This is a genomic window from Bacillus sp. S/N-304-OC-R1, from assembly GCF_019749375.1.
Classification (GTDB): Bacteria; Bacillota; Bacilli; order Bacillales; family Cytobacillaceae; genus Cytobacillus.
Map to the genome: position 1 here is coordinate 20,789 of NZ_JACWFE010000026.1, position 15,302 is coordinate 36,090.

The 15,302-nt window shown below is 35.5% G+C and carries 12 protein-coding genes and 1 riboswitch; of the genes, 4 read left to right on the forward strand and 8 right to left on the reverse strand.

Features of this window, described 5'->3' with window-relative positions:
• Nucleotides 1-16 precede the first annotated feature (16 nt).
• Both H0173_RS21065 and H0173_RS21070 read left to right on the forward strand, forming a co-directional pair.
• Nucleotides 17-256: a spore germination protein gene (locus H0173_RS21065; protein WP_221848758.1), complete on the forward strand. Its 240-nt coding sequence runs from the start codon at nucleotides 17-19 to the stop codon at nucleotides 254-256.
• A 105-nt stretch (nucleotides 257-361) separates the two neighbouring features.
• Entirely contained in the window at nucleotides 362-886 is a 525-nt protein-coding gene (locus H0173_RS21070) for a DinB family protein (RefSeq protein WP_221848759.1), read from the forward strand.
• A 47-nt stretch (nucleotides 887-933) separates the two neighbouring features.
• Here H0173_RS21070 and H0173_RS21075 read toward each other — a convergent pair whose 3' ends face one another.
• The 5 genes from H0173_RS21075 to H0173_RS21095 form a co-directional block, all read right to left on the reverse strand.
• A complete protein-coding gene (locus H0173_RS21075; protein ID WP_221848760.1) occupies nucleotides 934-1,380 on the reverse strand; it encodes a hypothetical protein in 447 nt (148 codons plus the stop codon).
• A gap of 737 nt (nucleotides 1,381-2,117) precedes the next feature.
• A complete protein-coding gene (locus H0173_RS21080; protein WP_221848761.1) occupies nucleotides 2,118-3,767 on the reverse strand; it encodes a pyridoxal phosphate-dependent decarboxylase family protein in 1,650 nt (549 codons plus the stop codon).
• A 118-nt stretch (nucleotides 3,768-3,885) separates the two neighbouring features.
• Nucleotides 3,886-5,088, reverse strand: coding sequence for a methyl-accepting chemotaxis protein (locus H0173_RS21085; RefSeq protein WP_221848762.1), 1,203 nt, complete (start codon nucleotides 5,086-5,088; stop codon nucleotides 3,886-3,888).
• 53 nt (nucleotides 5,089-5,141) lie between these two features.
• On the reverse strand, nucleotides 5,142-5,852 hold the full coding sequence (locus H0173_RS21090; RefSeq protein WP_221848763.1) for a hypothetical protein: 711 nt from the start codon (nucleotides 5,850-5,852) through the stop codon (nucleotides 5,142-5,144).
• Nucleotides 5,853-5,906: 54 nt separating this feature from the next.
• Nucleotides 5,907-6,275: a hypothetical protein gene (locus H0173_RS21095; RefSeq protein ID WP_221848764.1), complete on the reverse strand. Its 369-nt coding sequence runs from the start codon at nucleotides 6,273-6,275 to the stop codon at nucleotides 5,907-5,909.
• Between the two features lie 122 nt (nucleotides 6,276-6,397).
• Nucleotides 6,398-6,485, reverse strand: a riboswitch (cyclic di-GMP riboswitch).
• Nucleotides 6,486-6,862: 377 nt separating this feature from the next.
• Between H0173_RS21095 and H0173_RS21100 the strand changes: the two genes are divergently transcribed.
• Together H0173_RS21100 and H0173_RS21105 are read left to right on the forward strand one after the other, a co-directional pair.
• Nucleotides 6,863-7,480: a DUF47 domain-containing protein gene (locus tag H0173_RS21100; protein WP_221848765.1), complete on the forward strand. Its 618-nt coding sequence runs from the start codon at nucleotides 6,863-6,865 to the stop codon at nucleotides 7,478-7,480.
• 17 nt (nucleotides 7,481-7,497) lie between these two features.
• Entirely contained in the window at nucleotides 7,498-8,496 is a 999-nt protein-coding gene (locus H0173_RS21105; protein WP_221848766.1) for an inorganic phosphate transporter, read from the forward strand.
• A 688-nt stretch (nucleotides 8,497-9,184) separates the two neighbouring features.
• Here H0173_RS21105 and H0173_RS21110 read toward each other — a convergent pair.
• The 3 genes from H0173_RS21110 to H0173_RS21120 all read right to left on the reverse strand — a co-directional run bounded on the left by H0173_RS21110 (nucleotide 9,185) and on the right by H0173_RS21120 (nucleotide 15,260).
• Entirely contained in the window at nucleotides 9,185-10,456 is a 1,272-nt protein-coding gene (locus H0173_RS21110; protein ID WP_221848767.1) for a RidA family protein, read from the reverse strand.
• A 642-nt stretch (nucleotides 10,457-11,098) separates the two neighbouring features.
• The gene (locus H0173_RS21115; protein ID WP_221848768.1) at nucleotides 11,099-12,592 is read right to left on the reverse strand and encodes a GIY-YIG nuclease family protein; all 1,494 of its coding nucleotides are present in this window, start codon (nucleotides 12,590-12,592) and stop codon (nucleotides 11,099-11,101) included.
• A 1,042-nt stretch (nucleotides 12,593-13,634) separates the two neighbouring features.
• Nucleotides 13,635-15,260: a DUF2075 domain-containing protein gene (locus H0173_RS21120; protein ID WP_221848769.1), complete on the reverse strand. Its 1,626-nt coding sequence runs from the start codon at nucleotides 15,258-15,260 to the stop codon at nucleotides 13,635-13,637.
• Nucleotides 15,261-15,302 lie beyond the last annotated feature (42 nt).

Here is a 15,302-nt window from a genome sequence, read left to right on the forward strand (position 1 = left end):
CAAAGGAGCTGTTCATATGGTATTTATCGGTTCAGTCACCATTAAAAATATATCCGGGTCTGCTACTGTACATTTCGGCAATACAAAGACCATTTCCCCTGCCTCATCATCTAGCACAACCACAGGTTCAGGTTCTGGAAATACCGGTGCCATAACGATAACCTATCCCGGAATGACCTCAGCTGCATCAAACACCTCAAATGCAGGGAGTTCAAATCGTATTAACAATGTTAAAGTGGAATTCTCTATAGACTGAGTCCGCTATGGAGCAGGTGAACGGTTCCCTGCTTTATACATAATAAGAAATAAAATCATGACATGTGATAAGATCATAAGTAAATGAACCGGAAGGAGCAGACATATGAATTTTAATTTAAACGAAGCAATTGAAGTTCTGGAGCGTACTCCACAATCCTTGGAGCATTTTCTAGGCGGTTTATCCGATGGATGGCTGCATTGCAATGAAGGCGAAGGAACTTGGAATGCTACTGAAGTGATTGAACACCTCATTGAAGCTGAAAAAACGAATTGGCTCCCACGTTTAGAAACAATTTTAGAGAACGGGGAAAACAAGCCATTCCCATCATTTGATCGATTTGCGCATCTAAAGGAAAAATCAGAAGAAACGATCGAACAAAAGCTCCTAGAATTTAAATCCATACGTCTGCAAAATACAACCAAACTAAAGGAATTAATTAACCCTGATTTACATCTTGAGCTTACCGGTTCACACCCGGAATTTGGGTCAGTGAAATTACGAGAATTGCTTTCTACATGGGTTGTTCATGACCTAACACACATAGCTCAAATTGCCCGCGTCTTGGCAGAGCGCTACAGGAAAGACGTCGGTCCTTGGAAAGAATATTTAAGTATTTTGAATAAATAGGTCGACATAGAAAAAGAGGCTTTTCCTGTGTAAAGTTTTCATCAAACTTATCGGAAGCCTCTATTTTTATTTTCTGTTTTCGTTTCTTTAGCACTGGCATTGTAATGTTTAAGCTTTGAAAAAGGTTTTACCTTTTTAACGTATTTGTCATTAAGTACAATCACTTTTCTATTCTCAGTAGGTGAGTATTTTCGATACACAGTTTGATATTTTTCAAAGACCAGATGCCCTAAATAATAAACGGGGATCGTAATAAAAGTGAGAACGATTAATTGCAGCAGCCAATTGAACTCATTCCCAAAGACATATACAGTCATAACGGTCTGGACCACCATTGCCACCATCAAAACAATAATTACATTACATATATGAAAAGCGCGCTCATCTTTGTCTTCACGAAACATTCGCTCTAGTTCAGATTTGATAAAAAGTGTAGCTGCCACTGAAATCGCAATGGCAATAAGGGAAACAAAATATGCAAGAACCGTATACATTTTTTAAGCCCCCGACTTACATAATATCCTTATTGTATCACAAGAGAAGAAAAAAGAAGCCCCTCATAAGTTTCCTAAGTAATTCCGTTAACGTGGAGAAGACCCAAATTCACAAGTTAAATAACATAAGAATTAGAAAAACAAATAAACATTGTAAATAGCACACAAAAAAGCTTGAGATTTTTCACTTTAAAGTGGAATGTTGCTTATTTAATTAAAGCTCCTATTTGTTGAAGGGGGAAAATCTATTTATGCTAAAGAGACGCCCCATACTTTTTAAATAAAATGTCTTGTCCTTAATTAATAACCAGAAAAAGTAAATAGACGGAGATTTTCCCGTTAAATGCAGAATGGAGCTCGTTTTGGGGTAAATAAGGGGAATTTTTCCGTTTATACAAAGAAAAATCCCCTGTTTTTTCAATTTTTGAGTGCATAGGCGGAATTTCTCCGCCTATTTAAGCTTATTTTTTAAAAAATTTCCAATTAAGAGGACTCTTTCCGCCTATTTCTCAGATTGGGGCTTAACCTGGTTCCCAAAATGATAAGAGAGTGTATGCAAATTCATATGCTATTTACAATGTTTTTCACAAAAGCCGAACTACTTAAAGTTTCCCCCAAGCTTAGCAATCTTGAGGAAAACTTCTATAAAAGGATTTTGAAGAACTCATATCTTTTTCTAACGATATTGTCTCATTGTTTCAAATAGGATAACCCTACAAATAAACTTTTTTACCTCTTTAAGATTTCAAAATCATCTCTTTACAACTTTTCGTTTTCAGGAATAGTTCTAGATGCTCTTTTAAAAACCCTACATAACGGTCGATCTCTTCTATCGTTGAGTATGGCGAGATTGCAAAAAATTTATGAGCATATACGGATACAGGCTTGTTGGAGTTTGATGCTTCCACTAGTCGTTGCTTTTTTGTATTTCCAAAGAAGACGGTATCTCGTTCAGCACCAATTACCTCTGCAAACTCATCATTAAATTGATTAATTTCCATTATTTCTTCTACGGTTAAAAGACCGTTTAATTCATCATTCCACTTAGTCTTTTCGGGATAAAAACGGAAAGTTGTAACTGGAGAAATCTCATTCGTGATCATCACATTAGAAATTTTATTTGTTAATTTTTCTCTAAATGCAATATTGACACGGATGTAGTTGGCTAGAAGCTCTTGATAGCCTTCGATTCCAAATGCTAATAAAGAAGCATATATTGCCAAAGCACTTCCCATTCGCGAACATTCGAGCGTGTAGCCTGTATGATAGCTGCCATAACCGCGATTCCCTACATACGGGGTTTCCTCTGCATCTAAATCAACATATTTAAGATTCTCTCTATTTTTGATTAAAAATAAACTCGTAATATATGGCGTTTGTCCAAGCTTATGGAAATCAAAGACCATACTATCTGCAAGCTTCATATGTTTAAACTTCTGTTGATAAGATTTCAAAACCTTATTAACGTTGTCGTCAAATTGCAGAGGATTGCTTTCAAAATCGTATTGATTAAAGAAAGTATACATGCCCCCCATAGCAGAGTCTGCATGAATATAGATTGGATATATCCCATATGTGCGTTCCAATTCGTCTGCTAATAGCTTAATTCCCTCAATGTCATCAACCCCAAATGTATCAGTTGTTCCCATTGAGGCAAGGATATAAAGGGGAACACCGCCTTTTGCAATAACAAGCTCTATTTTTTCTTTTAAATCTTCTAGATTCATAGAATGATCAGCATTCACCTTCACACGAATCATATTTTCTACACCAATACCAGTTGCTTCTACTGATTTATACAGACTATAGTGTGAGAGCTCTGAACAGAAGCAATAAAGATTTTTCGGTACACCAGTCTTATTAGAAGATGGTGCGTAACGGGCAATAGCCAGACGTAAAGAGTTAAAGACAGCGCCTTGTCCTCCCCATGTTGTATATCCTGCACTAATGCTCTCATCATATCCGATAAGTTTGGATAGCATACTTGTTATTTCGACTTCTGCTGTAGCCGCTGCCGGCCCTTCTACATCCCAAAGATTGTTTCCATTAACGAGCACCATTACTAAATTTCCGATAATACTAGCAATATTCGGAAGAGGAGCAGCATTAGCTACATAATTCCGATTGACGTACCGATGTCCTTCTACCAATTTTAGTAGCTCCTGAATGACTTCCTCCATCGGTACACCCGTTTTCGGAACATCAGCCTTTTGAATGACACGATTATAGTAATCCTCTGTATACTCCGGCATTTCTCCAAGCGTTAGTTTGTTAGGATCCTTTAATTCATCTATCTTTGTTAAAATCGTTTTAAAGTAGGACAATAATTCCTCTCTTTGTAAGTCGTTTCCGTCCATACTAGGGAACAATTTTTGTATTTCTTTCATTGCTTGACCTCCTTGATGTTTTCACTAGCTAAGAAATTTTGCAAACGCAAAAAAGAAGCTTCTCACAAGTTGAACCAACCTATGAGAAGCACCTCTTATTATGATCAGCGGGCAAATTTTAAACTGCTGCACTAGCATTATTTTCAGCATCTTGACTCATTTTAGCTTCTGAAGTTTCAACACTATGCTTCCATTCATTTAGTAATTTATTTACATCATTCGTTGTCTCTACAAGATTCTTTGCTTCCTGAACAAGTTTTTGCATAGTAACTAGCTCATCATCACTAATTTCTACTAGTTCCTCAAACATTTCAACAGACTCCCTAGCGATATTAGTTATCTCAACAATGGTTGTCATAATCTGCTGAGTTGCAGAGGATAATTCTTCTGTACTAGCAGAAGAATTTTCATTATTTTCAGCAATGATCTTTGTAGTTGATAGAATCTGTTCGAACATGGATCCAACTTCTGCCATGGTTGTATTTGTATCACCGAACTCTTCTGTTCCCTGTTGCATGGACTTGACAACTATTTCAGTTTCTTCTTGAATATTCTTTACGATATTTGATACTTCAGAAGAAGACTGGCGTGATTGTTCGGCCAATTTTCGAACCTCATCCGCAACAACTGCAAATCCTTTACCATGTTCACCCGCACGGGCAGCTTCGATTGCCGCATTCAATGCCAATAAATTAATTTGTTCTGATATCCCTGTAATCACTTTTACAATCGTGCCGATTTCGTTAGATTTTTCTCCAAGTTTATTGATGGCATCAAATGTTATATGGATCGTTTGATTAAACTGCTCCATTTTCTTTAAGGAATCTATAAGCTTTTCGTTTCCTACTAGCGTCAAGTCTAAGGTAGTGTTCGATTGCTCTGAAATTTGATTTGATCTTACTGATAGATCTTCGATAGCCTGTGCCATTTCTTCCATAGATGCGGCGCTTTCTTCTGCAGCAACTAATTGTTTCTGTAGTCCTCTACCTACTTCATCAATTGCCGCTCTCACAATATCCGCTTTCTCGGAAGCATATTCACCGATTTCAGCGAGAGTTTCTCCTTTTTCATGTACATTTTTCGAAAATGAAAAAAACCTTTCTCTTACATTGCTGAAAAACGCTAATAGACCATTAAATACAGCATGATTAGAACTTCTTTCATCCATTTTGCTGATAAGATTACCTGCAGATATTTCTTTCATTCCATTTATTATTTCTTTATTAATATGAGATTGATGTTTTAGTGAAAAATATCGATAAGCAAAGTACACCGATACCCCTAATAAAATAATAATGATACCTAGCATAATAGCTTCCATATTAAATTAATCCCCTAACCCTATTTTTTATTGAATTAGACTTAAATGTATATTTATAGTTCCTTAATAAGGATATATGTTCCATCCGCTACATTTGCAGGAATATTTTTTAACTTATCATTTTCCTGATACTTATGAACAATATAGTTTCCTTCTAAATCTACATATTTTTCCATGTTATGATATTTTTCAAATACACGTATCGACTTCAAGTTTGTCGCTTCAACTAAAACAGTCTTCACTCCTTGTGAAGATGCCTTTGTTATCAATGTATTTCCTAATTGCTGAATAATTTCGGGACGGTCCTGTTCAGCTGTCACTCCTAACATAAATAGGTGTAATAACTCTCCATCATTGATGTCTTTCCCAGTTCGTTTTTTATAATCCTCCATGAAACGATTATCCACATCCTCTAGAACACGCAGAATGACATTCATATTATAAAAAGAACCTTCAAATATATCTTCTCCGATAATCTCTGGTGCATTTGTATCTCCAGCAAGTACACCAACAACATGATTATTACTATCCTTAGCTACCGCGCAATATCCCTGCTCGACTGTAGATTCTAAATATTCCTTGGTAAACTGATAGAAATCTTCATAATCTAAATTTAATTGACCTACCATCGGTTCCTGAATCCATTTTCCTGAAACGTCCACTCCAATAAATGAACGAGCTAGACACTCTGCTGCATTCTGAACTAAAGTTGTTTGCTCCTTCGTAATAATTTCGTATGTATATAATTCTTGTGTTGTTTGCACTTACTAATCTCCCTTTCAAATTAAAAAATAAGTTTCTTTAGATTGGACCTAACATTACCTAGAATGAGGTACTTTATCGATAATTGAACCTGTGAACTTAATTCTTTCAAGGACATTCCTAATTTGGACTTGAGCAATTTTAGATGAAGGTTTTACTACAAAGATATCTTTAAAACCTAAGCTAGAATAAAGCTGCATCGCTTGCTCCAACTGCGGAACAACCTTTGAAGGGACAGGTGTTTGATGAGTAGCATCCACCACAAACGTATAATCGTGTCTTGGTACTTTATTAATTGTATCTTGTAAATCCGCTATATAGCCTTCTGCATCTTCCTCTCTTATTAACCCATGCACTTGTACATGGATTTCCTTCCCCACCTCATTAATGGCCATTTTATATTTCTTTTTGTCTACGACTATCATCTTACAATCTCCTTTTTTGCTATCGTCTTCTTTACCTCATTGTTAACATTTGCACGTTCTTTTCAATAAAAAAAGCTACCCCCGATATAGATAGGGTAGCCAAATAACCGCTTGTTATGATTCTTGGCAACCCGACTATCATCATCCATTTAGGATTTTAGACTCGTAGCTTTGCGTCCTTACCTTTCGATAAGTTTGCCTTTTTCAATTTTAAGATAGTTCTAATCTCATGCTGATATTTTCCTATCATATTATAAACTATTTGTAATTTTTTGTCGAACTAGAATATTTTTCTTAGTTTGAGACCAATATCCATACATTATTGAAGGCATGCCTATCACTAGCCGATTTTTCTTGCTTCACAAAGTTCCACTATTTGATAATACAAATGCACGTTTTCCAATCAAACGTTTGATTGAAAGCAAAAAAGAGGCTTTAACTGCGATTTAATCTTTGTGTCCGCCGACGGGTATGACTCTCAATTGTAAAGATTGTGTAAATTTTCCATTAAGAATCTATTAACTTTCGATTATTTACGCTATTATTTGTATGTTTGATTAGTAACTGAATGAGGTGTGAGGAAAAATATGTTTAGAAAAAAAGAGGATCAGTTTTATCTGCATTTAGCTAATATAGCTGCTAATTTAAAAGAGAGCATGAATTATTTTACAGATTATAAATTAACGAGTTCTGAGGATTTGGTTATTTTCTCCGAAAAAATGAAAGAGTATGAGAAAAAAGGTGATACACTAGTCCATCAAGTTATCCGGGACTTGAATACTGTATTTATTACGCCCATTGAAAGGGAGGATATCTTAGCACTGGCAATGAATATGGATGACATCTTAGATGGATTAGAACACACAGCTGCCTATTTTGATATGTATTCCATTACAAGTGCAGATAAATATATGCTTCAGTTCGTTGAAGCCATTCAAAAATGTGTCATAGAGATAGAAAAAGCCATCCATTTATTAACGAACAAAAACCTTCTGCAAATTAGAGAGAATGCGATAAAAATAAAAGACCATGAATCCCAATGTGATATTGTTTTACGGACTTCCATAAAGCATTTATTTCATAGTGAGAAAGATCCAATTCGTATCCTTCAATATAAAGAAATTTACGAAGAACTAGAAAAAGTGGCTGACTATTGTCAAAATGTAGCCAATACATTTGAAGCAATTATTATGAAAAATGCATAGGGGAGTAAACAACTAGAATGAATACAATCCTTATCCTAACCATTTTAATTGTTGTTTTTGCGGTCGTTTTTGATTTTATTAATGGGTTTCATGACACGGCAAACGCGATAGCAACATCCGTTTCGACAAAAGCGCTTCAACCAAGGCACGCCATTATTTTGGCTTCTGTCATGAACTTTGTTGGTGCCATGACATTCACTGGAGTGGCCAAGACGATTACAAAGGATATTGTTAATCCGTTCACTTTAGAAAATGGGTCAACAGTCATCCTTGCTGCATTGTTTGCGGCGATCATTTGGAATTTAGTCACTTGGTATTATGGAATTCCAAGCAGCTCGTCACATGCCTTAATCGGATCCATTGCTGGTGCTGCAATCGCAGCAGCTGGCTTTAACGCATTAAATTATAGCGGATTCATCGCTATCCTTAAAGCACTTATCATTTCACCACTCCTCGCCTTTGGGGTTGGATTTATCGTCTATAGTATCATCAAATTAGTCTTTAAAAATAGCAATTTATCAAAAACGAACAAACGATTCAGACGGATCCAAATTGCCACCGCCGCTTTGCAGGCATACTCACATGGTACAAATGATGCGCAAAAGGCAATGGGAATTATTACAATGGCCTTAATTGTTAATGGTTTTCAAAGTTCAAATGATATTCAAACATGGGTTCAATTTATTTGTGCGCTTGCGATGGCAGTAGGGACAGCCATGGGTGGATGGAAAATCATTAAAACCGTTGGCGGCAAAATTATGAAAATCCGGCCAGTCAGCGGGGTAGCTGCTGACTTAACAGGAGCAGCCGTTATCTTTGGTGCAACTATTATCCATATGCCTGTTAGTACAACCCATGTTATTTCTTCTTCTATTCTTGGGGTTGGCGCCTCTCACCGACTGAAGGGAGTTAAGTGGGGAACGGCACAAAGGATGCTCATTACATGGGTGATAACGCTGCCGATTTCCGCTACTTTGGCAGCAATCTGCTATTTCATTCTTGATTTGGTGTTTTAATATGCAAGCCCTCCTTATATTTTTGGAGGGCTTTTTGATGGGAGAAATAGTGTTCGAAAATTTGATGTTAATGGAAACCATAAAACACGGGGACTGTTCTAATATTTCTCTTAAGATATATATCCAGACATGATTGGAGATGCGCTTGCCCCCCAATTTTTCTTGTTTCAAAAAATTCCACTGTGGATAAAACAAATACACTTTTCTCCAATCAAACGTTTGATTGAAAGTAAAAAAGAAGCTTCTCAAAAGTCTAGTGACTAATGAGAAGCTTCTTTTAATTGGTAAGGTGTTTATTACATCATTCCACCAGTAAGCTTAGAGTGTATAACATCGTTAACGAAAGGTGCAAAAAGTGCGGTAAATCAACGTTTTGGATATTTCTTACTGTAACATCTTTAACGGCGATTTACCGTTTTTTATGGGATTGCGTTAGCAAAATGTTAGCATTTTCACTTCAAGATTCTGCCAGCTAGGTAATCAAAAGTGTAATCTACAGCTTTTAGTAACGTCGATATAAACCATATACTCAATATGTGAGAGAAAAAGCTTCGCTGTTAAAAAACGGAAGCTGCCCCAATTTTAATTTGAGACAGCCCTTTTTTATGAATAGGATATGCGATTTCGCATTCACCATCGGCAATAACAAGTCACTTTGATAGTCCCTGTATTTACAAACAAATGCCTGTTATGCTTTTGGAGGTGTTCCTTCAGCGTTTGATACAACTGCATCGATTTGGATTAAAGCATCTTGAGGTAAAGCTGATACGCCAACTGTTCTTCGTGCAGGAACACCGCCTGGGAAGAATGTTTTGTAAGCTTCGTTTACAGCATCAAGATCTGCAATATTTTTAAGGAAGATATTTACTTTAACCACATCTTCCATAACATGGTCGATACTTTCTACAATTGCCTTGATATTTTTCAAGCACTGTTCAGCCTGCTCTTTTACACCACCAGCTACTAATTCACCAGTTTTTGGATCCAAAGGTAATTGAGCTGAAAGGTGATTGTAATGAGAGAACGCTACAGTTTGTGTAGATAAAGAACACTTTGGTGCATTTTCAGTGTTGTTTGCCCATATAACGATTCCATGTCTGTCTTCAATAGCTTGTGGAGGTGTACCGTCTCCGTGAGAAACTACTGCTTCAATTTGTACTAAAGCATCCATTGGTAAAGCAGATGCTGCCACTACTGTACGTGCAGGAACATAAGCTACAGCTCTAGCGATAGCTGAATCTGGGAAGAATGTTGAATAAACTTCATTTACCGCATCAATATCAGTTAGGTCTTTAAGGAAGATATTGATTTTCACAATATCGTCAAAAGGAACGTCAATACTTTCTAAAATTGCTTTAATATTTTTTAAGCACTGTCCAGCCTGCTCTTTTACACCGCCAATTACTAATCTACCCGTTTTTGGATCGATAGGTAATTGAGCTGAAAGGTTATTGTAATGAGAGAAAGACACAGTTTGTGTAGATAGAACACATGTTGGCGCATTTGGCGTGTTATTTGTAAGCTTAATAAGGTCGCCTGCTTGTGGTGCATTTGGAATAGTACCTTCACCGTTTGATACAAGTGCTTCAATTTGCACTAAAGCATCCATAGGTAAAGCTGCAACTGCAACTGTTGTACGTGTAGGAACATAAGTTGGGAAGAATGTTTTAAAAACTTCGTCTACAGCGTCAACATCTTTAATATTCTTAACGAATACAGTGATTCGAACAATATCGCTCATAACATGATCAATGCTGTCTACAATTGCCTTGATATTTTTAAAGCACTGTTCAGCCTGCTCTTTTATACCACCAGCTACCAATTTACCAGTTTTCGGTTCGATAGGTAATTGAGCTGAAAGATTATTGTAATGCGAAAAAGCTACAGTTTGTGAATATAGACCGTTACCGTTTGGAGCATTTTCCGTATTTCTTGCTAATACTGCGTTATAGCCGCTCATAATAGTATTCCCCTTTTAGATAATTTTTTTTATAGATTTATGTATTAACTCATGTTTCGCACCGAAAAAACCGGTCTAAACCATTAAAAATGGTTTATTCTGTAGAAATGCGAGGAATATTAATTAGTTTAACCTTGCAACTTAACTATAAAATATAGGGCATTACAGGCGAATAAAACTGTAAGGAGATACATTGCAAAAAGATTAAATTATATAAAAACTCCCGTATTGCTCATTTGCAATACGGGAGTTTTAGGTTTATTTCAGATTCGGTTCCACCTATATGTTTCTAGATGCTTTTCAACATATTGGATTAGATCCATTAACTACAATATGTTGATCCTATCGTCATTAAGAATTGTCAAAACAGAATGGCAAGGCTGCTTCCCATATATGGTCTTTGATGCGACCGACACGGAACAACAAGCATACGAGAGGTCTTTTGGACTGGCTTGGTGAAGTGCCTTGCTATACGCATTACGTCCGTTAATGTTATTTGGGAATATACACCAGTGTTTAGTGCAACCTACCAACGCTAGCGTAGGTAAGCAGCCCACCTAGCGTTTCGACTACTCCTGATATACTACGAGTAGATTTCCATGTTCGCCCTTAAATTTTTACATGTTAATTTCCAACTTACAATCACGACACTAACTCAGCCTCTTCCATTGCCAGTGTCTGGTTATATTCCTCAGCTAACATGGTTGTTATAAATTCCACTGTCGGGTCTATTTCCTCTACCATCTCTCTAAGGGTTTCAATATTTGTTTTAAAGAATTCTTTCCTGTAGTTTACTTTGTTCACTCTTTGTTGACTCAACATTTTATGCAACTTGTTTTCCAATCCAACGGCATCATCACTGAATACCATTGCATGCACATCAAATTTGAATGGAACTGAGGCACTCCCTAATTCGTCTACTCGCTCCTGTGGATCCATTCTTCTTGTCATTCCAATTTTAAACATCTGTTCGCCAAAGGATCCAAGGTTGGAAATGATATAGACATATCCTGCTTTGCCTAGTGTAAGGCTAGCGATTTCCTCCTTTTTGCCATTAATTTTTGAAACCTGTAGGTCCAATTCTTTTAGCCGTTCCTCTAATTGACTCACCTTTTCTATATCTGTTTCCTCTTCGAGCAACTTTTTGTTCCTAGCAATTTCAACAAAAAACTTTTCCTCCTCTTTTTCCAATCTCTTCTTTTCTTCTGCAAGTTTCTTTCTTTCCTCGGCTTCTTGCCTCATCTGTTCCTTAATCATTCTTTGCTCTTCTTTTTCTCGTTCTCTATATACATAATACTTATACTCAATGTTGATTAATTCAACATACAGTGGCTCTATTTCATTTAAGAACCTTGTAATAGTGGGCAGAATAGACATATTACCGGTAGCACAAAGGGATAGATACTTTGTAATAATATCTTTTACTGACTGGACAGCTTCATCGAGCTTGTTATATCTTAGTTGTAAAAGTAAAATTTGAATTTCAGCTTGTAGCCCAATAGCCATCAGATTATAAATGGTTTTATTACCTTTAGTTGTATACCTGTCTTCGTATTTACTCAGGACATTTTGAATCTCTTTGTTGGTGTCATTGGATAATTTTCTTAGCTCTTTGGAGTTATCTGAGTGTAAATGTAATCTAATTACTGTACCAAGCAATCTTTCTTCATCTAACTCCTTACTCAATTGCTCAAGTTGCTGGTTTACAGAATTAAAATTAATTGTATGAGGAAATCGCTCTTCAAAGTTTTTCAATCCTAGGAGATCTGCTTTAAATTTTCTAGCTTGATTTTTGTATCTTTCCACTTCTTTTACCAACTTATTTTGTTCCTGGGTAAGCTCGTCTATGTTCGTTTGATATTCCGTCACTTTTTTAACTATATCAGCTATGCTATTTGTTGATTCCTGTACAATCTTTTCAGCTTCTTCCCTCGCATTCGTCAGAATTGATTCTCGTTCTCTACTAACCTCTTCTTCAAAGCTAGTCTTCAAACCTTGTATAAATGAATCTTGATCATTAATAATTGCATTATTTTCTTCAATCATATTACTGATATTTTCCAAATCTTCATTTAGCTTTTCTAGCTTTTCTTCTTTTTCCTTAATAGGCATATTAAACAATTCATTTTCTTGCAAACTTTTATTAAAGGCACTTCGCTTTTTTGATTGAACAACCAATAGAATAATAGCTAAGATTAAAGGTACGACAAGTATACCAAAAATAGTTAGAATAAAAATCGTTGGTGTTGAGTACCACCACTCATCTTTATTATGTTTAATTTCAATCAGCTCCTTTTTTAGAATTAAACTTACAACGGATATTTGGCAAATATACGAAAAATATCGCCTATTGATTCCCTAATGATAATCTTCTCCAAATTAGTGAACAAATTCTTCCCCATGAACAAGGGGGATAAATTTTTGTTTAATTTACAATGATTCCGGAATTTCCACCTCCTAAAAAATACCTAATTCTATATTAGCATAAAGGCCATTGTAGGGTAGGAAGAAATTTAAAACCTAACGCCCTAATGTTTACTGGAACGCCCCGATTATTCTTGTTTCACAGTAATGTTCCAAATATTGCTTTAAATAAAGTCATAGTATTATTAATCAAAAGATTGATTAACGGTAAAAAAGAAGCTTCTCGAAAGTATAGTGATGACTATCGAGAAGCTTCTTTTATTTAGTCAGGCACTTCATGCTGCCCCTAAGGTGAGTGTGTGTAATTTCTTTAACGAGAGGTGCAATAAACGCGGTAAATCAACGTTTTGGATATTGTTGACTACATCTTTAACGGGAAATTACTGTTCTTCATTGGAATTACGTTAGCAAAATGATAGCAAATAGTTGAAGTAAAAAATCGGTTAACAGTACTTTTCCAATAAAAATACCCACCTCCCGTTTAATTTGCCTTAAAAAGAGGCTACATCTGGATCAGCAGTATGAGATTGCTTTGGGAATAGGAATCCTGTGGTGTAAGGTGACGATTGTCCATACTAATCGAAAAGCTTTTTCAATTTCAACCGCAGCACGACGTGCATCTTCTACGGTTCGCTTACCAGTCACGAAGTCGTTCATCAAGTTTAATGCCATAAAATTCGTGAACCCCTGGTGCCTCCCAATATATTAAAGTATTACCGTACCGGGTCAGGCTCACTAGCCACAATGTGAAACTCTATTTGATGATATTATTTTGAAGTTTTAATAACCTCGATCTTAACTTCGGATCACTAGCATAAATATACAACCCACGTATTCCTCTCTTCATGAGAACATTAAGAGAATTTAATATAATTTTTTCCTTTACCTCATCACTATTTTGAAATTCATCTTTACCTCTAAACGCTTCCGTATCCTTATAATTATTTATTAAAATTTTTAATTCATCTGTGCGTTCATCATATGAGATTGATGGCCCCAGAATAACACCTACATAATTTAAATCGAAACCTTGAATTGTATAAATAGATCCAACTTCCCGTATTGTATCTGCTTTCTCAGCCCATGTAACATTTCCATAATCTCCATTCCAAGGAAGTTTAAAATCATCTTCTTCTACGTAATAATCTTGATTGTCCTTCTTATGTATATAATCAAATGTAGATACAATTCTTGCTAACCCATATTCCTTATTCATTTCATGTATAACATCGTACATATCAGTTGCCGACCCAAAAATTCTAAAATCATATTCAGGGTCTTTTGGTATTTTATTAATCTTCTTTTCAATAAACTGGTCAATCCAATTAACCATGTCATTATTTGCCTGCATACGGAATTGGTTAGTTAGCTTATAAGTAGGTTCAGTATTGTAATTACCTATAATAGAATGAAGTCTTTCTTCATCCCAGTAGCTCTTCATCTTTAAAACTTGCTTATCATCATAAACTGCAATAACAATCTTGCTATGTCTAATAATCTCTTGTAGTTGATTTTCCTCAACAAAATTATTATAAGGATCAGGCTTTGTTAATAATAAATGTGCTTCATCAACTAATACAACATCAGCCTTCTTCATCAGTTTTTTTCGCTGATTAATAAAGGATGTTGGTTTTTCAAAATTCTTTTTTGTGAGTGCTTTGACATTACCAGCTATTTTCTTGTATGTTTTTAGCATCTCTGTATGATTGACTAGTAAATAATTATTGCTTTTATACAATGGTGATGATTTTTCCTTTGATAACTCTTGGATTTTATTAATAACAGAACTTAATACAACACTCTTTCCTACCCCCGCTTCTCCTTTAATTAAGAAGACATAAGGCTCATCATCATTAATGTGCTGCTTGCATACCTCAATAATCTTTTGCTGAAGTTCCAACTGTTCTATGGATAATTCCTTGAATGGAGAAAGCTTGAATATATCCTTATTTTCAATCGTATATCTAGAATTATCTACAATATCTCTATTTAAAAGCTCGTCCCATATGTCTTCAAACAATTCCTCATTAAAGAATTTTTTTTCATAATAATTGTGCATAACACTATTAACAGTTTGACTCTTGTTTTGTAATTTGTATCGCTCATCTGCTAGAAAATAATTAATCAACTTTGTTTCGATATTGTAAGTTGCAGATCTATTAAACTTTTCATGAATGATCAGGGACATTTTCTTCAATGATTTTCTTTCAATATTATTTAAGTGATCCCTCATACGATTTCTTACTGCCACAGTTTCACCGATATAGACCGTTGTATCATTATTCAAGAAGTAAACTACAGGATAATCAGTATAATACCCATTAATACTGTCTATGGATGACTTGTCAAAAGGCATTGTTTTTATATCTACTTTACTCATATTGCATTCTACCTACCTCCTGATTCCTGGCATATCAAAATT